This is a genomic window from Paenibacillus sp. Y5S-9 (assembly GCF_036894235.1).
Taxonomy (GTDB): Bacteria; Bacillota; Bacilli; order Paenibacillales; family Paenibacillaceae; genus Paenibacillus.
Genome location: NZ_CP145887.1, coordinates 3,973,974 through 3,991,625 on the forward strand (window position 1 = coordinate 3,973,974; position 17,652 = coordinate 3,991,625).

Sequence of the window (17,652 nt, forward strand, 5' to 3'; positions counted from 1 at the left end):
CAACCAAGGTATTAGTTCTTATTATCGTACTGTTTCATCAATGCTGCGAGTTCGTCTTCAACAGCCTGATCTTTACCCAACTTCTCGAACTCTTCATCCAAAGACTTGCCTTTGGAAGACATTTCGTTGCTTGCTTCTGCCTGTGCTTCCATCTGCATCATTTTCTCTTCCATACGCTTCATACCAGCACTTGCAGTATCAGAGCCAAACCCATTCAACGCTTTGTTGATTTCCGTTTGGGCTTTTGCTGCATTGTAGCGGGCTACCAGTGTTTCGCGTTTGTTCTTCATTTGAGTCAGTTGCTTACGCATCTCGTCGAGCTTGCCACGCAGGTTATCTGCAGAAGCCTTGTTTTGGTCATAGCTGGTTTTGTACTCAGCCATCTTCTCTTCAGCGGCCTTTTTCTCTTCCAGAGCACGTCGAGCCAAATCCAGATTCTGAGCACGTGCCGCCGTATGCGCCTGCTCTTCACGTTTCTTCACAAGTGCTTCCTGCTCTTCGAATAACTGCTTGAACTTCTTCTCAATGGCGATCTGTTGAGCTACTGCTTTCTCCGCATCTTCCAGATCCTCTTGCATGTCACGGATATATTGGTCCGTCATCTTGATTGGATCTTCCGCCTTGTCAATAATGGCGTTAACGTTAGACATTGTTAAATCACGCAATCGTTTGAAAATGGACATTATGTTATTCCTCCTAGTCGATATTACATCGTATATAAACATACATACGTAACAATCTACAACTCGTTTCAATTTTAGCAAATAAAATCAAAACATGCGATTGCTCTTTATGTTAGGAAGATCTTTTATCGTTGTTCAGATGATCCTCCATCAGCCTCTCTGCAGTCTGCACGATTTCGTCGATCTGCATCCGCGTGATGGAATCAAAATGGATACCCATGATCACCGTAACGGTTACTTTCAGCTGCAGGGCAGCCTTTCGGGCAAGCCGCTCACACAGCTCTTGTTCCTTATGCCCAGGAATATGTACCGTCGTCCCGCTTACGCGCTCATGATCCACGTAGAACGTGGCTACGGCGCCAATATGCGCCTTTCCTCCGGTAACGAGAAAAACCTTATCCTCTCCTGCTTCAATCACCTGTAAACGTATGGATTTCAAATCATATGTACTCATATCCTATCCACCTATCCTTTTCTATATGTTATATATGGAGGAATTATGGCTGTCATAAGCTAAATCCGCAATGAAACTTCTCACACTACGCATATTTTATGGAACCCCCGGGCATACCAAGGAGAACGTCATTTTGGAAAAGGAGGCTGTTATTATGCGCGTACGCCTCATTATGCTGATGGTTATCGTTATTTTTCTCGGGGGATATCATGCTCCAGTTTCATCGCGGGATGTTTCAAGCCCGTCAATTGAATCAGTATCAGGTTCGGATTCTGCTGAAGAAGAACAACTGACATTGGGACAGTTACGTCAAAAATATGCCGATACGTTCAAAACCAATGGTCCTTCAACAAAGAAGGTTGCACTGACTTTTGATGATGTACCTGATCCACGGTTTACTCCACAAGTGCTGGATGTATTGAAGAAATACAATGTCAGAGCTACATTCTTCATCGTGGGTAGTCGTGCTGAGAAACATCCGGATCTGGTGAAACGCATCGTTAAGGAAGGGCATATGGTTGGTAATCACAGCTACAATCATCCTGAATTCAGTAAGCTGTCGATGAATGCCTTTCGCAAACAAATTTTACATACCGGGGATATTATTCGACATTTAGCGGGATATACGCCCAAGATGATTCGGCCGCCTTATGGAGACATTAATGAAGAACAGCTGCAATGGGCTGCTAGACAACACTATAGCATTGTGAACTGGAATGTTGACTCACTGGACTGGAAAGGCCTCTCCAAGGAAGAGGTGAAGGATAACATCCTATCTGCTGTGAAACCTGGCTCCATCGTTCTGCAACATGCAGGAGGCGGTGTGGGATCTAACCTGAACGGTACGATTGAGGCATTGCCTGAAATCATTGAAGAACTGCGTAACCGGGGATATGAACTGGTCACCTTGGACGAGATGTTGGGATTGCCAAAGGCCAAAGATTAGGATGACCGTGATAACAAATAAATGCGAATATTAAAAGGGTGCTGTTCAATCGCAGATTAGCGACTGGCAGACACCCTGTTTGAATTCATTTTAAATGTTATGATCTCTCTACTTCAGAATGTACAGCTCGATATCCTGAAAACCAAATGTGCTTACAGACTGTTTGCTACCCGGGATAAAGATATCAATCCGGTGACCCTTGATTGCACCGCCCACATCACGAGCTGTAGCTACAAAAGCCTGTTTTGGCAATCCCGGATGGCTGTGACCGGTTACCAGTACTTTGGTTCCGAGTGGAATCACACTTGGATCAACTGCGATCGTACCCAGTTCAAGATCATTGCCGAAGTAATCCACAGCACCCCATCCTCCATTTTCAGACGGATCTGCAGAGTATGCCGTTGCTTTTACGTTCACAGCTTTGCTGTAATCGAATGTTTTACCCCAAGCCTGAACAACTTTGTTATCTGTGTTAACGTCCAAGCTTGCTGTAGTAACAGTCTTCGCTTGGGTCTTGCTCTCCGTTGCCGCAGCTGCTGCTACATTGTTTGCCTTACCGGGAATCGTAATTTTCAAACCACCATAAATGTTGTAAGGCGAAATGTCGTTGTTCGCTTTAACCAACGTGTTGATTGCTACTCCATATTGTTTTGATAAGGTGTAGAAGGTATCCCCTTCTTTGGCCACATGAACTGAATCGGCGTGAGCCGGAACGGCTTGAATGAGCATTGCTGTTGTCAATAATGCTACTGCTGTTTTGGCTATACGTTTCTTGTTAATCATGGTCTTCCTCCCTCATTGTGCCTGCGAAGTTAGTTGTCGGATTCGGATGAGGAGCCCACCCTATAGGTTCTTCATTACATTTGAAACGTTATGTACCCCTAATTCACCCCAAGCAGTGTGCTGTAGATCTTCCCCCTGCACAATCTGCATCGTTACATCCCCCGCACTTCCTGTCCGGAAGTTTCGGCAGAGTTCAATATATCACAATTTTGTAACCTGAACTTGTAGTAATTCTTACCAAATGGTTTTAACATGTAAGCATATGTAAGAATACAGGATACTTTAGAAATGTTGGACGACCCGATTCCTTTACATTTGGTAACAGAAAAGTTACTTTTCAAATCTATAAGTGATTAATACGCACAAAAAAATAGCGTTACCGACTCGAAGTCAGTAACGCTATTTGACACTTCATTTAGAGTACTTTGGCAAGAAAATCACGTGTACGTGAATTTTTTGGAGCTCCAAATACCTCATCAGGTGTTCCCTCTTCCACAATAACCCCGCCATCCATGAACAGGATTCGGTCTCCCACTTCACGTGCAAAACCCATCTCATGTGTTACGATGACCATCGTCATCCCGCCTTCTGCAAGACGTTTCATGACATCCAGCACTTCGCCAACCATCTCGGGGTCCAGTGCCGAAGTAGGCTCGTCAAACAGCATCACATGCGGCTGCATGGCCAATGCTCTAGCAATGGCGATCCGCTGCTTCTGTCCACCGGACAGCTGATTCGGGAATGTATCTTTTTTATCGTACAAGCCCACGGTGTTAAGCAGATCAGCGGCAATTTTCTCCGCTTCCTGAGTGGATTGTTTCTTCACTTTAATCGGAGCAATCGTGATGTTTTGCTGTACCGTTTTGTGTGGGAACAGGTTGAAATGCTGGAACACCATGCCCATTTTCTCACGAGTTGCATTAATGTTGTGCTTGGGGTCCGTAATTGACACACCTTCAAAATCAATCTCTCCTGAGGTAGGCTGTTCCAGCAGATTCAGACAACGCAAGAAAGTACTTTTACCTGAACCGGAAGGACCGATGACCACGACAACCTCACCTTTGCCAATTGTCACGTTAATGCCCTTAAGCACATCGTTATTACCATAAGATTTGTGTAATTGTCTAACGTCTATCACTTGCACTCAACTTCCTTTCCAGTCGTCCCAGCAGCTTGGACAAAATGAACGTTAATACAAAGTAGATGGCTGCTGCAATCAAAAATGGACTCAAGCCTTGATACGTAATGTTTTTGACCACACTTGCCTGATACATAATGTCCACCATACCGATAACCGAGATAATGGAGGATTCCTTGATGATGGTAATGAATTCATTACCGATCGCAGGTAATACAGCTTTGAAGGCCTGTGGCAATATGATATAACGCATCGCATCGCCTCTTCCCATACCTAAGGAACGAGCTGCCTCCAACTGACCACGATCCACACCTTGGATACCTGCACGGAAAATCTCCGCCAGATAGGCACCACTATTGATTGAAAGTGTAATGATACCTGCCTGAAGTGCAGTAAAGTTAATGCCAAAGCTCAGAGAAAAACCATAGTAAATAATCATTAATTGTACCAGCATCGGTGTGCCACGAATCACTTCAACGTAAGCTGTACCAATCCAGCGCAAGATTGCGGCGTCATGCAAACGGAACAAACAGATGATCAATCCAATAATTACCCCGAAGATAACCCCAAGTGCAGACAACAGAAGTGTGTATCCTACACCTGTAGCATAGAAACTTTTGTACTCCCAGAATACTTGGAAAATATTTTGTGATTTGTTCGCTTTATCCGCCATCAAGAGGCTGGCGTCCGTCACCATCTGATTGATTTTATCTTCACTTTTCAGTCGCTCCAGTGTTCCATTTACTGCAGCTAGCAGCTCGGTATTACCTTTACGAATCCCGATTGCCGCTTCTGCTTGCTCTTCGTCCGGAACAGCAGCAGCAAGTCCAATGATATCGTCCAGATAACCTGCAGCAACGGTATCTTCAACGATTGCCGCGTCAATGCGTTTTGTTTGCAGTTGAAGCACAATATCCGAGATTTTATCCAGCGCAGTAAGCTTCGCTCCTGGAATACTCTGTCCGATCGTTTCCTGAATGGAGCCTTTCTGAACGCCAATCTTCGCATTTTCAAGTTCTGCCATGGTTGGATATTTGTCTTTATCCACATTGCGAACCATAATCACTTGTTTTGATTTATAATAGGTGTCGGAAAAATCGATACTTTTCTTCCGCTCATCCGTCGGCGTCATACCTGAAATCACCAGATCAACACGCCCGCTCTGCAATGAAGGCAGAAGACCGTCGAAGCCCATATCCTCAATCACAAGCTCAGCGCCAAGATCTTTGGCAATCTCTTTGGCGATCTCAATATCGAAGCCGACGATTTCATCTTTGCCATTAATCACTTTATGGAATTCGTATGGTGCAAAATCGGCACTTGTACCGAGCACCAGTTTTTTACTGCTTGAATTATCTGTAGTTCCACTTGCAAGTGCCACAGGAACGGCAGTCGTCAGTAGAACAACAAAGGTCAACAGCATCATGGTGTAACGACTTATTAATTTCAACCTTGTTCTCTCCCCTTACAATACTTTGTATGCTTCTCTCATGTTGATGACTGAGTCATTATAAAGTACAATGCATGATTATGCAATGCATTTTGACATTACAAATCTTGACTTGTTTCTGAAAAAATAAAGCAAACATGATATAATCAATGAATTATTTTCATTTTTGCATAAGGAGTTTACTAATGACATCTAACAAATCACAGATACTGACGGTTATTGATCAATATGCTTCCCGTTTTAAAGCCATTTCATCATATATCGGTGCCAATCCCGAACTGGGAAATGAAGAGTTCCTTGCTTCTGCTCGTCTAAAAGAAGAACTGGTCTACCACGGTTTCACTGTAGAGGCTCCAATCCTTGGACTGGAGACAGCCTTTATCGGAACCTATTCAGCCGCCAAACCCGGCCCTACCATTGCTTTATTGTGTGAATATGACGCCTTGCCGGAGATCGGTCACGCTTGTGGTCACCATCTGATCTGTATGATGAGTCTTGGAGCTGCTGTTGGGCTGAAATCCATTCTGGATGAAGTAGGTGGAACCATTAAAGTGTTTGGTACCCCTGCTGAAGAGACACGTGGTGCCAAAGTACCGATGGCGGAAGCAGGTTTGTTCGATGACTGTGATGTCGCTCTCATGGCGCATCCGTATTATGCCTACGAAAAGTCCGGCAGCTCACTGGCTATTGATGCTGTGCAATTTGAATTCCATGGCCGATCTTCACATGCTGCTGCAAGTCCGCACGAAGGTATTAATGCTCTTGATGCCGTCATTCAAACGTTTAACGGAATCAACGCATTCCGGCAACAAGTGAAAAGCACCGTTCGGATTCATGGTGTGATCAACAACGGAGGTCAGGCAGCAAATATCATTCCTGACTATGCTTCTGCGCAATTTTATGTACGTGCAGCAACTCGCAAAGAATTGAATATCCTCACAGAACGTGTGATTCAGATCGCTGAAGGCTCTGCTTTGCAGACAGGTTGCAAGCTCGTGACATCCAACTATGAAACGTCCTATGATGAGATGGTTACCAATGAAACATTCTCAGCTGCGTTTAGTCAAAATCTGATGGAACTTGGTATCCCGCAAGAAGAGATTGTGAGTGGTAATGATCACGGCTCTATGGACATCGGTAACGTTTCCCTGAAATGCCCTGCAATCCATCCCTACATTCGTGTTGTAGACGAGGTGCATACCCTGCACTCCATAGCCTTCCGTGACCTTGCATTACAGGAGCGCGCGCTGGATGGCATGATTCTGGGAGCAAAGGCACTTGCTTCAACAGCCTATGACGTACTGAGCCAGCCAGAGCTGCTTCAAACCATCCGCACGGAGTTCGAGCAAGCTATTCGCTAAAATTCACTTTCAACATGTTATATAGGGGTGCCCTGAACAATCTTGAATTCCAAGCTGTTCAGGGCACCCTTTTTCTAAATTAGCAGTAAGTATAATCAGCACAAAGCTGGAAATGCTGTGAAAGAAACCTTTGAAAACGATGAAAATAATACATTTTATTACAGTAAATGTGATTCTTTGCTGGCTAACTTGGTTAAATATAACTATAAGTACGTGTTCTAAAGACCGGTTTTCAGTACCGAGAAGATGGGATGAAGCTAGAAATGGAGTAGCGGAGCGTAGGCAAAACTACGTGAGCAACGGACATTTCGGCTGAATTCCATATTCGATGCCAATGATGCCGATAGGCATCACTTGTAATCAAAAGCGGGCTTTTGAACAACCTTTATAACTTATCCTATATTCAGGAGGTGCTGTCATGCTTATCGAAGCCATGTATCATGTTCCTCGTGACAAGTGGGCTTATGCCTATAATTCTTCTACCATACATCTGCGCGTACGAACCAAACGTAATGATGTGCAATACGTGACCGCACTGACCGGAGATAAGTACGATTGGAACGGAACGTACAAGGAAATTCAATTGGAGAAGGCTGCTTCTGATAACATGTTTGATTATTGGGAGGCTGCCGTCAAGCCACAATTCAAACGTCTCACCTATATATTTCGGATAACTGCCGGTTCAGAAGATGTTTTCCTAGCGGATAATGGAATTCATTATGAGACCCCCTATCCCACCGGAGGATATTATGAGTTCTCATATATACACGAAATCGATGTGTTTAAGGTGCCCGAGTGGGCCAAAGAAGCCGTCTTTTATCAGATCATGACGGAACGGTTTGCTAATGGAGATCCCAAGCTCAATCCACAAGAAACCCATGATTGGGGTGGCAAACCTGAGTTAGACAATTATTTTGGTGGAGATCTGCAAGGTGTGCTGGATCATCTGTATGACCTAACTGAACTTGGCGTGAACGCCATTTACTTTACCCCGTTATTCCAGGCCAATTCCTACCACAAATACGACACGATTGACTATAAAAAAGTCGACCCCCATTTCGGTGATAATGCCCTGCTCAAACAATTGACAGAAGAATGTCATCGCCTGGGTATCCGAGTAATGCTGGATGCTGTGTTTAACCATTGCAGTGAAGACTTCCCTCCTTTTCAAGACGTGCTCCATAATGGAAAAAACTCAAAGTATGCCGGTTGGTTCCACATCAATGAATACCCGGTTCAGATCAAGGACGGCATACCTACCTACGATACATTTGGTTTCTATGGCAACATGCCCAAGTTTAATACAGCCAACCCTGAGGTTAAGGCATATCTACTTGATGTAGCAGAGTACTGGATCAAGGAAATCAAGCTGGACGGCTGGCGGCTGGATGTAGCAAATGAAGTGGACAACCATTTCTGGCGTGATTTTCGCAAGGTTGTGAAAGCGGCGAATCCTGAAGCCTATATTGTTGGTGAAGTATGGAGCGACTCCTTGACCTGGCTTATGGGAGATCAATTCGATTCGGTCATGAATTATCCATTTGCTGACAAAGTGCTTCAGTTCTTTTGCGGTTCAATGGATGGTTATCATTTTGCCAACGAGATGGGTTCATTGATTATGCGATACCCACAACAAACGAATGAGGTCATCTTTAATATGCTGTGCAGCCATGATACCCCTCGCCTGCTCACCCGGTTAGGGGAAGACAAACGCCGATTAAAGTTGTCGGTTGTATTTCTTTTCACCTATATCGGTACACCTTGTATCTTCTACGGCGACGAAGTTGGGATTAGTGGTGATGCTGACCCGGATTGTCGAAAATGTATGGAATGGGACCCGGGCAAGCAAGACAGAGAATTGTATGATTTTTATCGTCTGATGATCGATTTACGCAAAAGCAATGAAGCGCTGCGCAAAGGACGCTTCCGTTTTCTCAAGGCTGATCCTAATGATCCTTGTATCGTGTACGAACGTGTAGATGACAACCTCCACTTTACCGTATGGATGAACAATACACCTCAAGAACGTACGCTTTCTCATCCCATGGAAACAAAAGACTGGAAGGATGCATTAACTGAAGAGCCTGTGTTTCCAACCGATGGAATGATGAATATTAAGCTTGACCCCTATGGGTACCGCATTTTGTACAGACAGATTGATCAGACAACCATCCAACACTACTGAGGTTTAAATTCAGCAGTCATATAAAAGAAAAACACTTCCACCGTCTCAGATGATACTTCATTCTGAACTTTGGAAGTGTTTTGTTTATTTGATTAAAAAAAGCCACAGCATAATTTGCTGCGACTTATTCAGGAGTGCATCAGTTCACAGGCTCAAGTGTGATCCGGCGATAAATGTCCATATATTCTTCAGCTGAGACGTTCCAGCTGTATTCTCCGCCCATTGCATTTTTCACAATTTTCTTCCAGTGTTCTGGCTGTTTGTAGATCTCCTCAGCACGCCGAATGGTATTCATCATGTCATGTGCATTAAAGCTTGTGAATGAGAAACCATTCCCTTCTCCAGTAAACTCATTGTATGCCTGCACAGTATCGTTCAGACCGCCTGTTTCCCTTACGAGAGGCACACTACCGTATCGCAGAGCTAGCAGCTGACTAATACCACAAGGTTCGAACCTCGATGGCATCAGGAAGATATCACTGCCTGCATAGAAACGGCGGGATAATCCATCGTTAAACGTGATCTGGGCAGACATTTTGAGCGGATAACGATTAGCGGCTTCACGGAACCAGTGTTCATACATAGGCTCTCCTGTTCCCAGTACCGCGAATTGAATGTCATCATAGTACAGCAATTCATCAAGGATACGGCAGACCAGATCAAGCCCCTTAGAGTCGACGAGTCTTGTCACCATCACCATGAGTGGTACATCAGGACGAACAGGAAGTCCAAGTTCCTTTTGCAGCTCAATTTTGTTCTCCGTTTTCTTGGACAGACTTGTTCTGTATTTCACTGGAATTTTGGTGTCCGTTGCCGGGTTGTAACTCTTGGTATCAATTCCGTTCACAATCCCGCTGAAACGATCTCCAAGTGAACTGAGCAGTCCGTCCAGGCCGTATCCATAATAAGACGTTTGCACTTCCTGTGCGTATGTTGGGCTTACGGTTGTCACATGGTCAGCATACACAATTCCTGCTTTCAAGAAATTTACATTACCATAATATTCGGCTCCATCCACGGTGAAATATCGATCGTCCAGCTCAAGGATTTCACTGAATAACTCATGCGGGAATACCCCTTGGTACAACAAGTTATGTATGGTGAATACCGTACGAATATCACTGTAGAATGAATCGTGTCTGTAATGGGCTTCAAGCACCAAAGGAATCATTCCTGCATGCCAGTCATGACTGTGCAGCACGTCAGGTTTGAACTCAATCTGTGGCAACACTTCGAGAACCGCACGGTTGAAGAAGGCGAAACGCTCGCCATCATCCATATACCCATACACCCCATCACGCCCAAAATAATACTCATTATCCACAAAATACACTGGAATTCCATCATGAACCAGCATTTCAATCCCACAATAGGGTCTGCGCCAGCCAAGAGGCACATCCGTTGTAATTACAGGCTGTAACGCGTCTTTATACTCATCGGGAATCCCCTTGTACTTAGGCATAATCACCCGCACATCTGCCCCGCTCTTCTTCAATGCAAACGGGAGAGCACCGATTACGTCAGCAAGGCCTCCTGTTTTGATAAATGGATGTACTTCAGCAGCAGCAAATAGAATATTCATGCCTTTGTCCTCCTCTTCGGTTTGAGCGTGTTGCTTTCATTTTTATTCTTCGTTTTTGAACTAACGGAAGTGATACTCGCAGGTGATTCATCCGTTTTCCGACGCGTGTTCTTTTTTAGAATCACAATGCTCAGCGGAGGCAATACCAATTCGAGACTATGTGGATGCCCATGAAAAGGAATCTTTTCGGTAGGCAGTTGCATATCATTAGTAATGCCTGAACCGCCGTAAACGGAATGGTCACTGTTCAGTACTTCGGTATACATACCGGGACGCATGACACCAATCCGGTAACGCTCCCGCTTGACCGGCTGAAAGTTAATGAGCACAAGGAGTGTATCCGCAGGTTTTTTTCCTTTGCGTACGTATGAAATGACACTCTGGTCCTGATCATCCGGAGTGATCCATTCATAACCGTCCAAGGAATGATCAAGCTCCCACAAAGCTTTTTCACTCAAGTAAAGGTTAGACAGCTCACGCTCAAACTTATGCAAATTGCGGTGACTGTCATAATCCAGCAAGAACCAATCCAGTTGATCCTCATCTTTCCATTCGATGAACTGGCCAAAGTCTCCACCCATAAACAACAGCTTTTTCCCTGGGAAAGTCATAAAATAGCCCAGAAAAGCACGCATGCCGGCAAATTTCTGCTCATAGGTTCCTGGCATCTTGTCGAGGAGCGACTTTTTGCCATGAACAACCTCGTCATGTGACAGAGGTAGCACATAATTTTCAGCAAAGGAGTATACGACCGGGAAAGTCAGCAAATGATGTTTGGAAGGACGCTCATGAAAATCAGATTCCATGTAATCAAGCGTATCGTTCATCCAGCCCATGTTCCATTTGTAATTGAAACCCAGACCACCTTCATCTACAGGTAAAGTCACCATTGGCCATGCACTGGATTCTTCAGCCATCATCAATGCATAAGGGAAATACTTGAACACCGTCTCATTCAGCTGCTGCAAAAAGGCTACAGCTTCCTTGTTCTCAAGACCACCTTCATCATTGGTACGATATTGTCCTGGCTGCTTTTCAAAGTCAAGCCGAAGCATACTCGTAACCGCATCAACACGGAGTCCGTCAAAATGATACATCTCCATCCAATATAACGCATTGGAGATCAGAAATGAACGAATCTCAGGTTTCGAGTAATCAAAGCTGAGTGTACCCCAGCCCGGCTTCTCTGCTAACATCGGATCTGCATACTCATACAAAGGCGTACCATCAAACATACGCAACCCATGAGCGTCTTTGGCAAAATGTGCAGGAACCCAATCCAGCAATACGCCAATTCCAGCCTGATGTAGTGTATCCACCAGGTACATCAGATCTTTTGGATGCCCATAACGACTGGTTGGCGCATAAAAGCCTGTGTTTTGGTATCCCCACGAAAGGTCATAGGGATGCTCACTGAGGGGCATCATCTCAACATGTGTATATTTCATTTCTAATAAGTAAGGAACGAGCAAATCAGCTATCTCGCGATAACTATAGAGGCTTCCATCTTCTTTGCGCTTCCAGGTTCCCATGTGCATTTCGTAAATATGTAGAGGTTTGTTATACATGGCACGTTGTTTGCGTCTCCAGGCTCCATCATTCCATTTATACCCTTCGATTGAACTGGTGACAGAAGCTGTCTGAGGTCGAACCTCCGCTTGAAACGCATATGGGTCCGCTTTGAGCAATTCTGTACCATCTTCCGTTAGTATACGGAACTTGTATAAAGTTCCTTCACTGATTTCCGGAAAAAAACGACTCCAAAATCCTGATTCGGGTATCTTATATAAAGGTTCCTTTTCGCCTTTCCATTCATTGCGGTCCAGAGCCAGTCCTACTTCTGCGGCATTTGGTGCCCATACGGTAAAGCGATACCCCTGACGGCCATCGCAAGTCTCAGGTTGCGCGCCCAACATTCGATAACTGTGATGAAGGTTACCTTCATGAAATAAATAAATATGCTCCGGCAATAAGTCCGGGTGTGCTAACGGTTGAATGGCCAAGAGATCACCTTCTTCTCAAGAAAATAGATATAACAGTTACCATTACCCCATTCTAGCCAAGTTGAAAAGAAAAATGCGGTGGTTTAGAAAATGTTGTCTTTTTTCTGAATTTTTACAGTAACAATAGTTTCATTTGCTCTACTTTGCGTTAATGATGTACTACAATGCACAATATTTTGGGAGGGAAACGATTATGTTTAATAAAGATTGCATCGCTATGCTGTTGGCGGGAGGAGAAGGGAAGCGATTAGCCCCTTTAACCTCGAGTATCGCAAAACCCGCTGTACCGTTTGGCGGGCACTACCGGATCATCGATTTTCCTCTCAGTAACTGCGTAAACTCAGGGATCGATACTGTAGGAGTATTGACGCAGTACCAAGCGGAATCGTTACACGATCATATCGGTGGAGGAGAACCATGGGGACATGGCAACTCAAGTGAGGCAGGAATTTCCTTACTTCCATCTTATCATACAGGAAATGACGAATACTTGGGAACGGCGGATGCTATTTATAAAAATATCGACTATATTGATCAACAAAACCCCGAAAATGTTCTAATTTTGTCGGGTGACCATATTTATCATATGAATTATCGTGATATGTTGGAGGCTCATCAGGCTAATAACGCAGCAGCAACGATTTCAGTTATGGAAGTTCCATGGGACGAAGCACATCGCTTTGGGATTATGGCTGCCGATGCTGATCTGCGTGTAACGGAGTTTGCCGAGAAACCGGCTGAACCAAAAAGTAATCTGGCTTCAATGGGCATTTACATGTTCAAATGGGAGTATCTGAAGCGCCATCTCTTGGAAGATGCTGCTAATCCTGAGTCCAGCCATGACTTCGGTAAAGATGTTATTCCACAGATGTTGAACGAAAACAATCCCCTCTTTGTCTATAACTTTAATGGGTATTGGAAAGATGTAGGTACAGTTAAAAGTCTGTGGGATGCACATATGGATCTGCTCTATAACGAGGAAGACTGGAGTCTGCAAAAAGAAAACTGGCCGATGTTTACTCGCGGCTGGCGCTCCAAGCCAAGTGCTTACAAAGCACGAAATACAAAGATCGAACATGTTACTTCCATGATTCACGACTCTTGTGCAATCGAAGGTCGTTCAGAACGTTCCGTTATCTTCTGCGGCGCAGAAGTGGGTAAAGGCTCTGAAGTTAAAGACAGTGTCGTTATGCCTAACGCACGCATAGGCCGTGGGGTTCACATCGAACGCGCCATCATCGGTGAAGGTGCAATAATCAAGGACGGTGCAATCGTTAAAGGTACGGCGGATGAAATTGTGGTCGTTGGACCTAACGAGATCGTCTCTGCCAAACCGGCTGTCCGTACGCAACCTGTTCGTATGTTGAAAGAAGTATATGAGAAAAGTGGGCGCTTGCGCGCTGGTGAACTTTCTTCATAATGAAGTAAACATAATATGAAAAAGGCGAGCCTCAGATGGCTCGCCTTTTTTGGTGTTGATATGGATGTTATAAAGCGTACATGCTCGAGCATCAGGTAGAAAAATCTCTTATCTTTTAAAACCTTAAGACTTTTCTAGATCCGATTTTGCCTCGCTTGCTGTTCGCTCATCTGTGACTTCAGCATCCCCAGATTGTGTTACAGATTCTTCTGGAACCATTTCCTCAGACACAGCCGGTAATGTAACCGTAACGGTTGTACCAGATCCAAGTTCACTCTGCATCGTGATCGTTCCCTCATGCAGTTCTACCAGTTCTTGTGTAATCGCAAGACCCAATCCCGTTCCCCCATTTTGATGATTTACTTGGAAGAAGCGGTCCCGTACTTTGATTAGGTGTTCTTCACTAATTCCGATACCGGTGTCCTGAACAGCTACAATGATCTGACCATTCTCCTCTTTGACGGACAAGAAGATCCAGGAATTCTCATGTGAAAATTTGATCGCATTATCCACAACGTTTAAGAAGACTTGTTTTAGTCTATTGCCGTCTCCATGGACATTATAAGCACGAGTCTCGTCCGTTTCCAACTTGAGATGGACCTGTTTTTGTTCCGCTTTGGCCCAGACATTCAACATCGTTTCCTGTACAATTTCACGAATGTTGACCGTTCCTTTGACCAGCTTCATCTGATTCTGCTGCAATTTGGAGAAATCCAGCATCTCTTCAACAAGTCCAATCAGTCGTTCGGTTTCCTTGGAAATGATACCCATACCGATACGGGTTTCTTCCGGATCATAACCGCCCGAATCCAGTGTCTCGCTCCAGCCCTTAATACTGGTAAGAGGTGTTCTTAATTCATGTGAGATCGAAGAGATAAAATCATCTTTGATCTGATTACTGCGCACAATCTCATGTGCCATGAAGTTAAGTGTTGATGCCAATTCGCCCAGTTCGTGCTTATAATTCCCCTTAACCCTGACATCCAGCCGTCCTCTGGCCATTTGGGCAGATACTGCCGTGATGTTGTTGATTGGACGTACAATGGAATTTGCCATACCAATACTGATGATCAACACTATAGCAAGCACGCCAACACCGACCGCAGCGGCGAGTAGTCCCATATTCAACAGCTTTGAATTCACATCTTCGAGTGAAGTCAGATATCGAATAACATAAGTATTTTCGCCGCCCAGATCAAACTTGTGTGAAACGGCCATGACGGATTCTCCAGTACCTGGTTGTCTTCCAATCCAGCGTCCCATATCCCCATTCAGAGCCTGCATAATATCACTGGTTTGCAGCACAGCACGGTCAGATTCAAAAGCAGTCGAACTCGCCAATACGCGCCCGTTCAGATCCAAAATTTCCAATTCAGTATTGGACAATGCCAAGTTCACAAGAAGTCTGGACAGATTATTGCCATCCTCCGTATTATTTTCACGGGCAATCGGCTCGAAAAAGTCCTTTGAATTAGAAATGTGGGTACTAATCGTATTGTAGATACTTTCATAATAATACCTTTGTACTGCCAACATAAATACGAATTCGACCAACAGCAGAGCGAGAAAAACTACAAAGAAATAATGTAGTACGATCTGCCGAGTAATGCCTTTTTTAATCATTGCTCCCGGCCCTTCCATTTGTACCCGTGACCCCAAACTGTCTGCAGGTATTCGGGCTCGGAAGGATTGTTCTCAATTTTTTGACGTAAACGACGAATGTTGACATCCACAATTTTGGGATCACCCATGTACTCTTTTCCCCATACGTGATCTAACAACACATCGCGGCTAAGCGGTGTATTTTCTTTTTCCAGGAAAAACTGAATCAGGGAAAATTCCGTTGGAGTCAACTCAATGGCTTCATTCTGTTTCTTGAATTGCTTCGAGATCAGATCCAGTGAAAATGGCCCCGACTGGAACGTAACCTTCGCCGCAGTTTCCCGATGCACGTTCACACGGCGTAACAATGACTGAATACGTGCAATCAACTCTGTTGGGCTGAAAGGCTTGCTAACGTGATCATCTGCACCAACGGAGAGTGCGTACACTTTATCCTGTTCCTGAACTTTCGCGGTCAAAAAGATAATGCCCAGACGTTCATTGGTTTCACGGATCCGTCGACACACCTCGAATCCATCAATACCTGGTACCATAACATCCAGCAGAGCCAGATCAATATCCGGTACCGTCTGTAGTATGCGAAGCGCTTCATGACCGTCACCAGCTTCAAGCACTTCGAATCCGTTTCTCTTTAAATTAATCACTATAAAACTGCGGATGGATTCTTCATCCTCAAGAATAAGTACTTTACTCATTAAGTTCTCCCTTTCTATTCAGCTGGGAAGTATTGCTCAGTGCATCTTTACCCGCCTCTGATTGTGCTACTCGTGAAGCAATAACCCGATCTTTGGTACGCGTAATTTCCTTCCAGCTTTTACCCTTCTCCTGTTCCCACTTGGAAAGGGTGAAATATTTGATCTCTGCCACGGTTTCGTCCGTATCAATCATTTTAAATCGAATATATTTTTCCTTCTCCGATTTGGTGTCAATAGTGATCTTACCGTACCACTCTGGTTTGAGATTTAGGTGAAATAAATCAGCATCATCCCGGAATTGGAATGAGACAAATTTCTTACTGTCTTTGCCATCCCACTGATAATAGGTGTAAAACCACAACCGAGAGTCAAATACGTAATGCTCCCAACCTTTTGGAGTCTCTTTAAGTCCAAACTCAATAATACCATCATTATCAACATCACCGCTTAAAATTTTGTCATCTCTATACGTTTGATCCGGTGATTTGAAAGCATTGACTAACTTGTTATCTTTAACATACATAATTTGCGAGAAGGAACTCCGATCATCCAGCTCGGCATCCAGTACAATGCCCATCTGTCCTTTGGCGATCTCTCCGCCCAGAGCATTATAAACTTCTTTAACGGTATAATCGGTCTGCACCCGATCAACTTCCTTGAAGCTGCCATCTTCGTACTGGTATAACGCAATCGTTGCAAAGCCGCTGTTGTTCAGCGAAATGATAACAAAATCACTTTTACCATCTCCGCTCAAATCCAGCGTGTTCCCCTGCGCATCATCAATGATATATTGATTATACGGAACTCCACCCAATACCTGCTCCAGTGCCCCGCCCTTGTAGGAATATGCAGTCAGGGCTTTCTGCTCCTGCAGACTTACACCAAGAATAATATCCGGATTTCCGTCATTCGTAATATCCAATACTTTAAAGGATTGCAGCTCATTTCCCGGCACATCAAATGTAAGCTTTTTAACCCATGTGCCTCCCTGCTCTTCCAAAATCATGCCATGGATTCGCACATTCTCATTTGGCGTCTCATAAAAAACAATCGCTTCCCGAGTTCCATCCCCGTTCAGGTCTTCCACCCGAATCATGCTGGTATTATTCATATCCTTGGGACGAATCAACGTGCTCTCTGGCGGCAGTTTAACCTGAACCACGTTGTACAGTTTCTCCTTATCGGTGGACATCATTGGTTTTCTCATCAAACCCTTGGGGTCACTTATGACTGTGCATCCGCTTAGAACAGAACCAAGCATAATCGCCATAGTTCCTGCTGCTACAAAGCGTCCCCACCGTGAATTAAACAATCTCATCACTCTTTTCA

General features: G+C 44.5%; 14 protein-coding genes and 1 riboswitch. Of the genes, 4 read left to right on the forward strand and 10 right to left on the reverse strand.

Going from position 1 to position 17,652, the window contains the following annotated elements:
• Positions 1 to 11: 11 nt before the first annotated feature.
• Positions 12 to 683, reverse strand: a complete 672-nt coding sequence (locus V6669_RS17485; RefSeq protein WP_074095448.1) for a PspA/IM30 family protein — start codon at positions 681 to 683, stop codon at positions 12 to 14.
• A 112-nt stretch (positions 684 to 795) separates the two neighbouring features.
• The gene (locus V6669_RS17490; protein WP_338587203.1) at positions 796 to 1,137 is read right to left on the reverse strand and encodes a hypothetical protein; all 342 of its coding nucleotides are present in this window, start codon (positions 1,135 to 1,137) and stop codon (positions 796 to 798) included.
• 154 nt (positions 1,138 to 1,291) lie between these two features.
• Here V6669_RS17490 and V6669_RS17495 point away from each other — a divergent pair, with 154 nt between their 5' ends.
• Positions 1,292 to 2,083, forward strand: a complete 792-nt coding sequence (locus V6669_RS17495) for a polysaccharide deacetylase family protein (RefSeq protein WP_338587204.1) — start codon at positions 1,292 to 1,294, stop codon at positions 2,081 to 2,083.
• Between the two features lie 108 nt (positions 2,084 to 2,191).
• Here V6669_RS17495 and V6669_RS17500 read toward each other — a convergent pair whose 3' ends face one another.
• The 3 genes from V6669_RS17500 to V6669_RS17510 form a co-directional block, all read right to left on the reverse strand.
• Complete coding sequence (locus V6669_RS17500; RefSeq protein ID WP_338587206.1) at positions 2,192 to 2,866, reverse strand: 3D domain-containing protein; 675 nt, start codon at positions 2,864 to 2,866, stop codon at positions 2,192 to 2,194.
• A 2-nt stretch (positions 2,867 to 2,868) separates the two neighbouring features.
• Positions 2,869 to 3,065: riboswitch (cyclic di-AMP (ydaO/yuaA leader) on the reverse strand.
• Between the two features lie 216 nt (positions 3,066 to 3,281).
• Positions 3,282 to 4,004, reverse strand: coding sequence for an amino acid ABC transporter ATP-binding protein (locus V6669_RS17505; protein WP_017688094.1), 723 nt, complete (start codon positions 4,002 to 4,004; stop codon positions 3,282 to 3,284).
• Complete coding sequence (locus V6669_RS17510; protein WP_338587208.1) at positions 3,991 to 5,454, reverse strand: ABC transporter substrate-binding protein/permease; 1,464 nt, start codon at positions 5,452 to 5,454, stop codon at positions 3,991 to 3,993. Before V6669_RS17510 ends, V6669_RS17505 begins: the two co-directional genes overlap by 14 nt.
• 185 nt (positions 5,455 to 5,639) lie before the next feature.
• On the opposite strand from V6669_RS17510, the gene V6669_RS17515 reads away from it, so the two are divergent.
• Positions 5,640 to 6,815, forward strand: coding sequence for a M20 family metallopeptidase (locus V6669_RS17515; RefSeq protein WP_338587210.1), 1,176 nt, complete (start codon positions 5,640 to 5,642; stop codon positions 6,813 to 6,815).
• 418 nt (positions 6,816 to 7,233) lie between these two features.
• The gene (locus V6669_RS17520; RefSeq protein ID WP_338587211.1) at positions 7,234 to 9,000 is read left to right on the forward strand and encodes an alpha-glycosidase; all 1,767 of its coding nucleotides are present in this window, start codon (positions 7,234 to 7,236) and stop codon (positions 8,998 to 9,000) included.
• A 139-nt stretch (positions 9,001 to 9,139) separates the two neighbouring features.
• On the opposite strand, the gene glgA is transcribed toward V6669_RS17520, so the two are convergent.
• Together glgA and glgB are read right to left on the reverse strand one after the other, a co-directional pair.
• Positions 9,140 to 10,582, reverse strand: a complete 1,443-nt coding sequence (gene glgA, locus V6669_RS17525; RefSeq protein ID WP_338587212.1) for a glycogen synthase GlgA — start codon at positions 10,580 to 10,582, stop codon at positions 9,140 to 9,142.
• Positions 10,579 to 12,585 carry a 1,4-alpha-glucan branching protein GlgB gene (glgB, locus tag V6669_RS17530; protein ID WP_338587213.1) on the reverse strand — a complete coding sequence of 669 codons (2,007 nt, stop codon included), beginning with the start codon at positions 12,583 to 12,585 and terminating at the stop codon, positions 10,579 to 10,581. The genes glgA and glgB overlap by 4 nt, the downstream gene beginning before the upstream one ends.
• Before the next feature lie 193 nt (positions 12,586 to 12,778).
• On the opposite strand from glgB, the gene V6669_RS17535 reads away from it, so the two are divergent.
• Positions 12,779 to 14,005, forward strand: coding sequence for a glucose-1-phosphate adenylyltransferase (locus V6669_RS17535; RefSeq protein WP_338587215.1), 1,227 nt, complete (start codon positions 12,779 to 12,781; stop codon positions 14,003 to 14,005).
• A gap of 123 nt (positions 14,006 to 14,128) precedes the next feature.
• Here V6669_RS17535 and V6669_RS17540 read toward each other — a convergent pair whose 3' ends face one another.
• The 3 genes from V6669_RS17540 to V6669_RS17550 are packed head-to-tail and all read right to left on the reverse strand — an operon-like array spanning position 14,129 to position 17,635.
• On the reverse strand, positions 14,129 to 15,628 hold the full coding sequence (locus V6669_RS17540; RefSeq protein ID WP_338587216.1) for a HAMP domain-containing sensor histidine kinase: 1,500 nt from the start codon (positions 15,626 to 15,628) through the stop codon (positions 14,129 to 14,131).
• On the reverse strand, positions 15,625 to 16,323 hold the full coding sequence (locus V6669_RS17545; RefSeq protein ID WP_017688086.1) for a response regulator transcription factor: 699 nt from the start codon (positions 16,321 to 16,323) through the stop codon (positions 15,625 to 15,627). The genes V6669_RS17540 and V6669_RS17545 overlap by 4 nt, the downstream gene beginning before the upstream one ends.
• Positions 16,316 to 17,635, reverse strand: a complete 1,320-nt coding sequence (locus V6669_RS17550) for a hypothetical protein (RefSeq protein ID WP_143781232.1) — start codon at positions 17,633 to 17,635, stop codon at positions 16,316 to 16,318. The genes V6669_RS17545 and V6669_RS17550 overlap by 8 nt, the downstream gene beginning before the upstream one ends.
• Between the last annotated feature and the right edge of the window lie 17 nt (positions 17,636 to 17,652).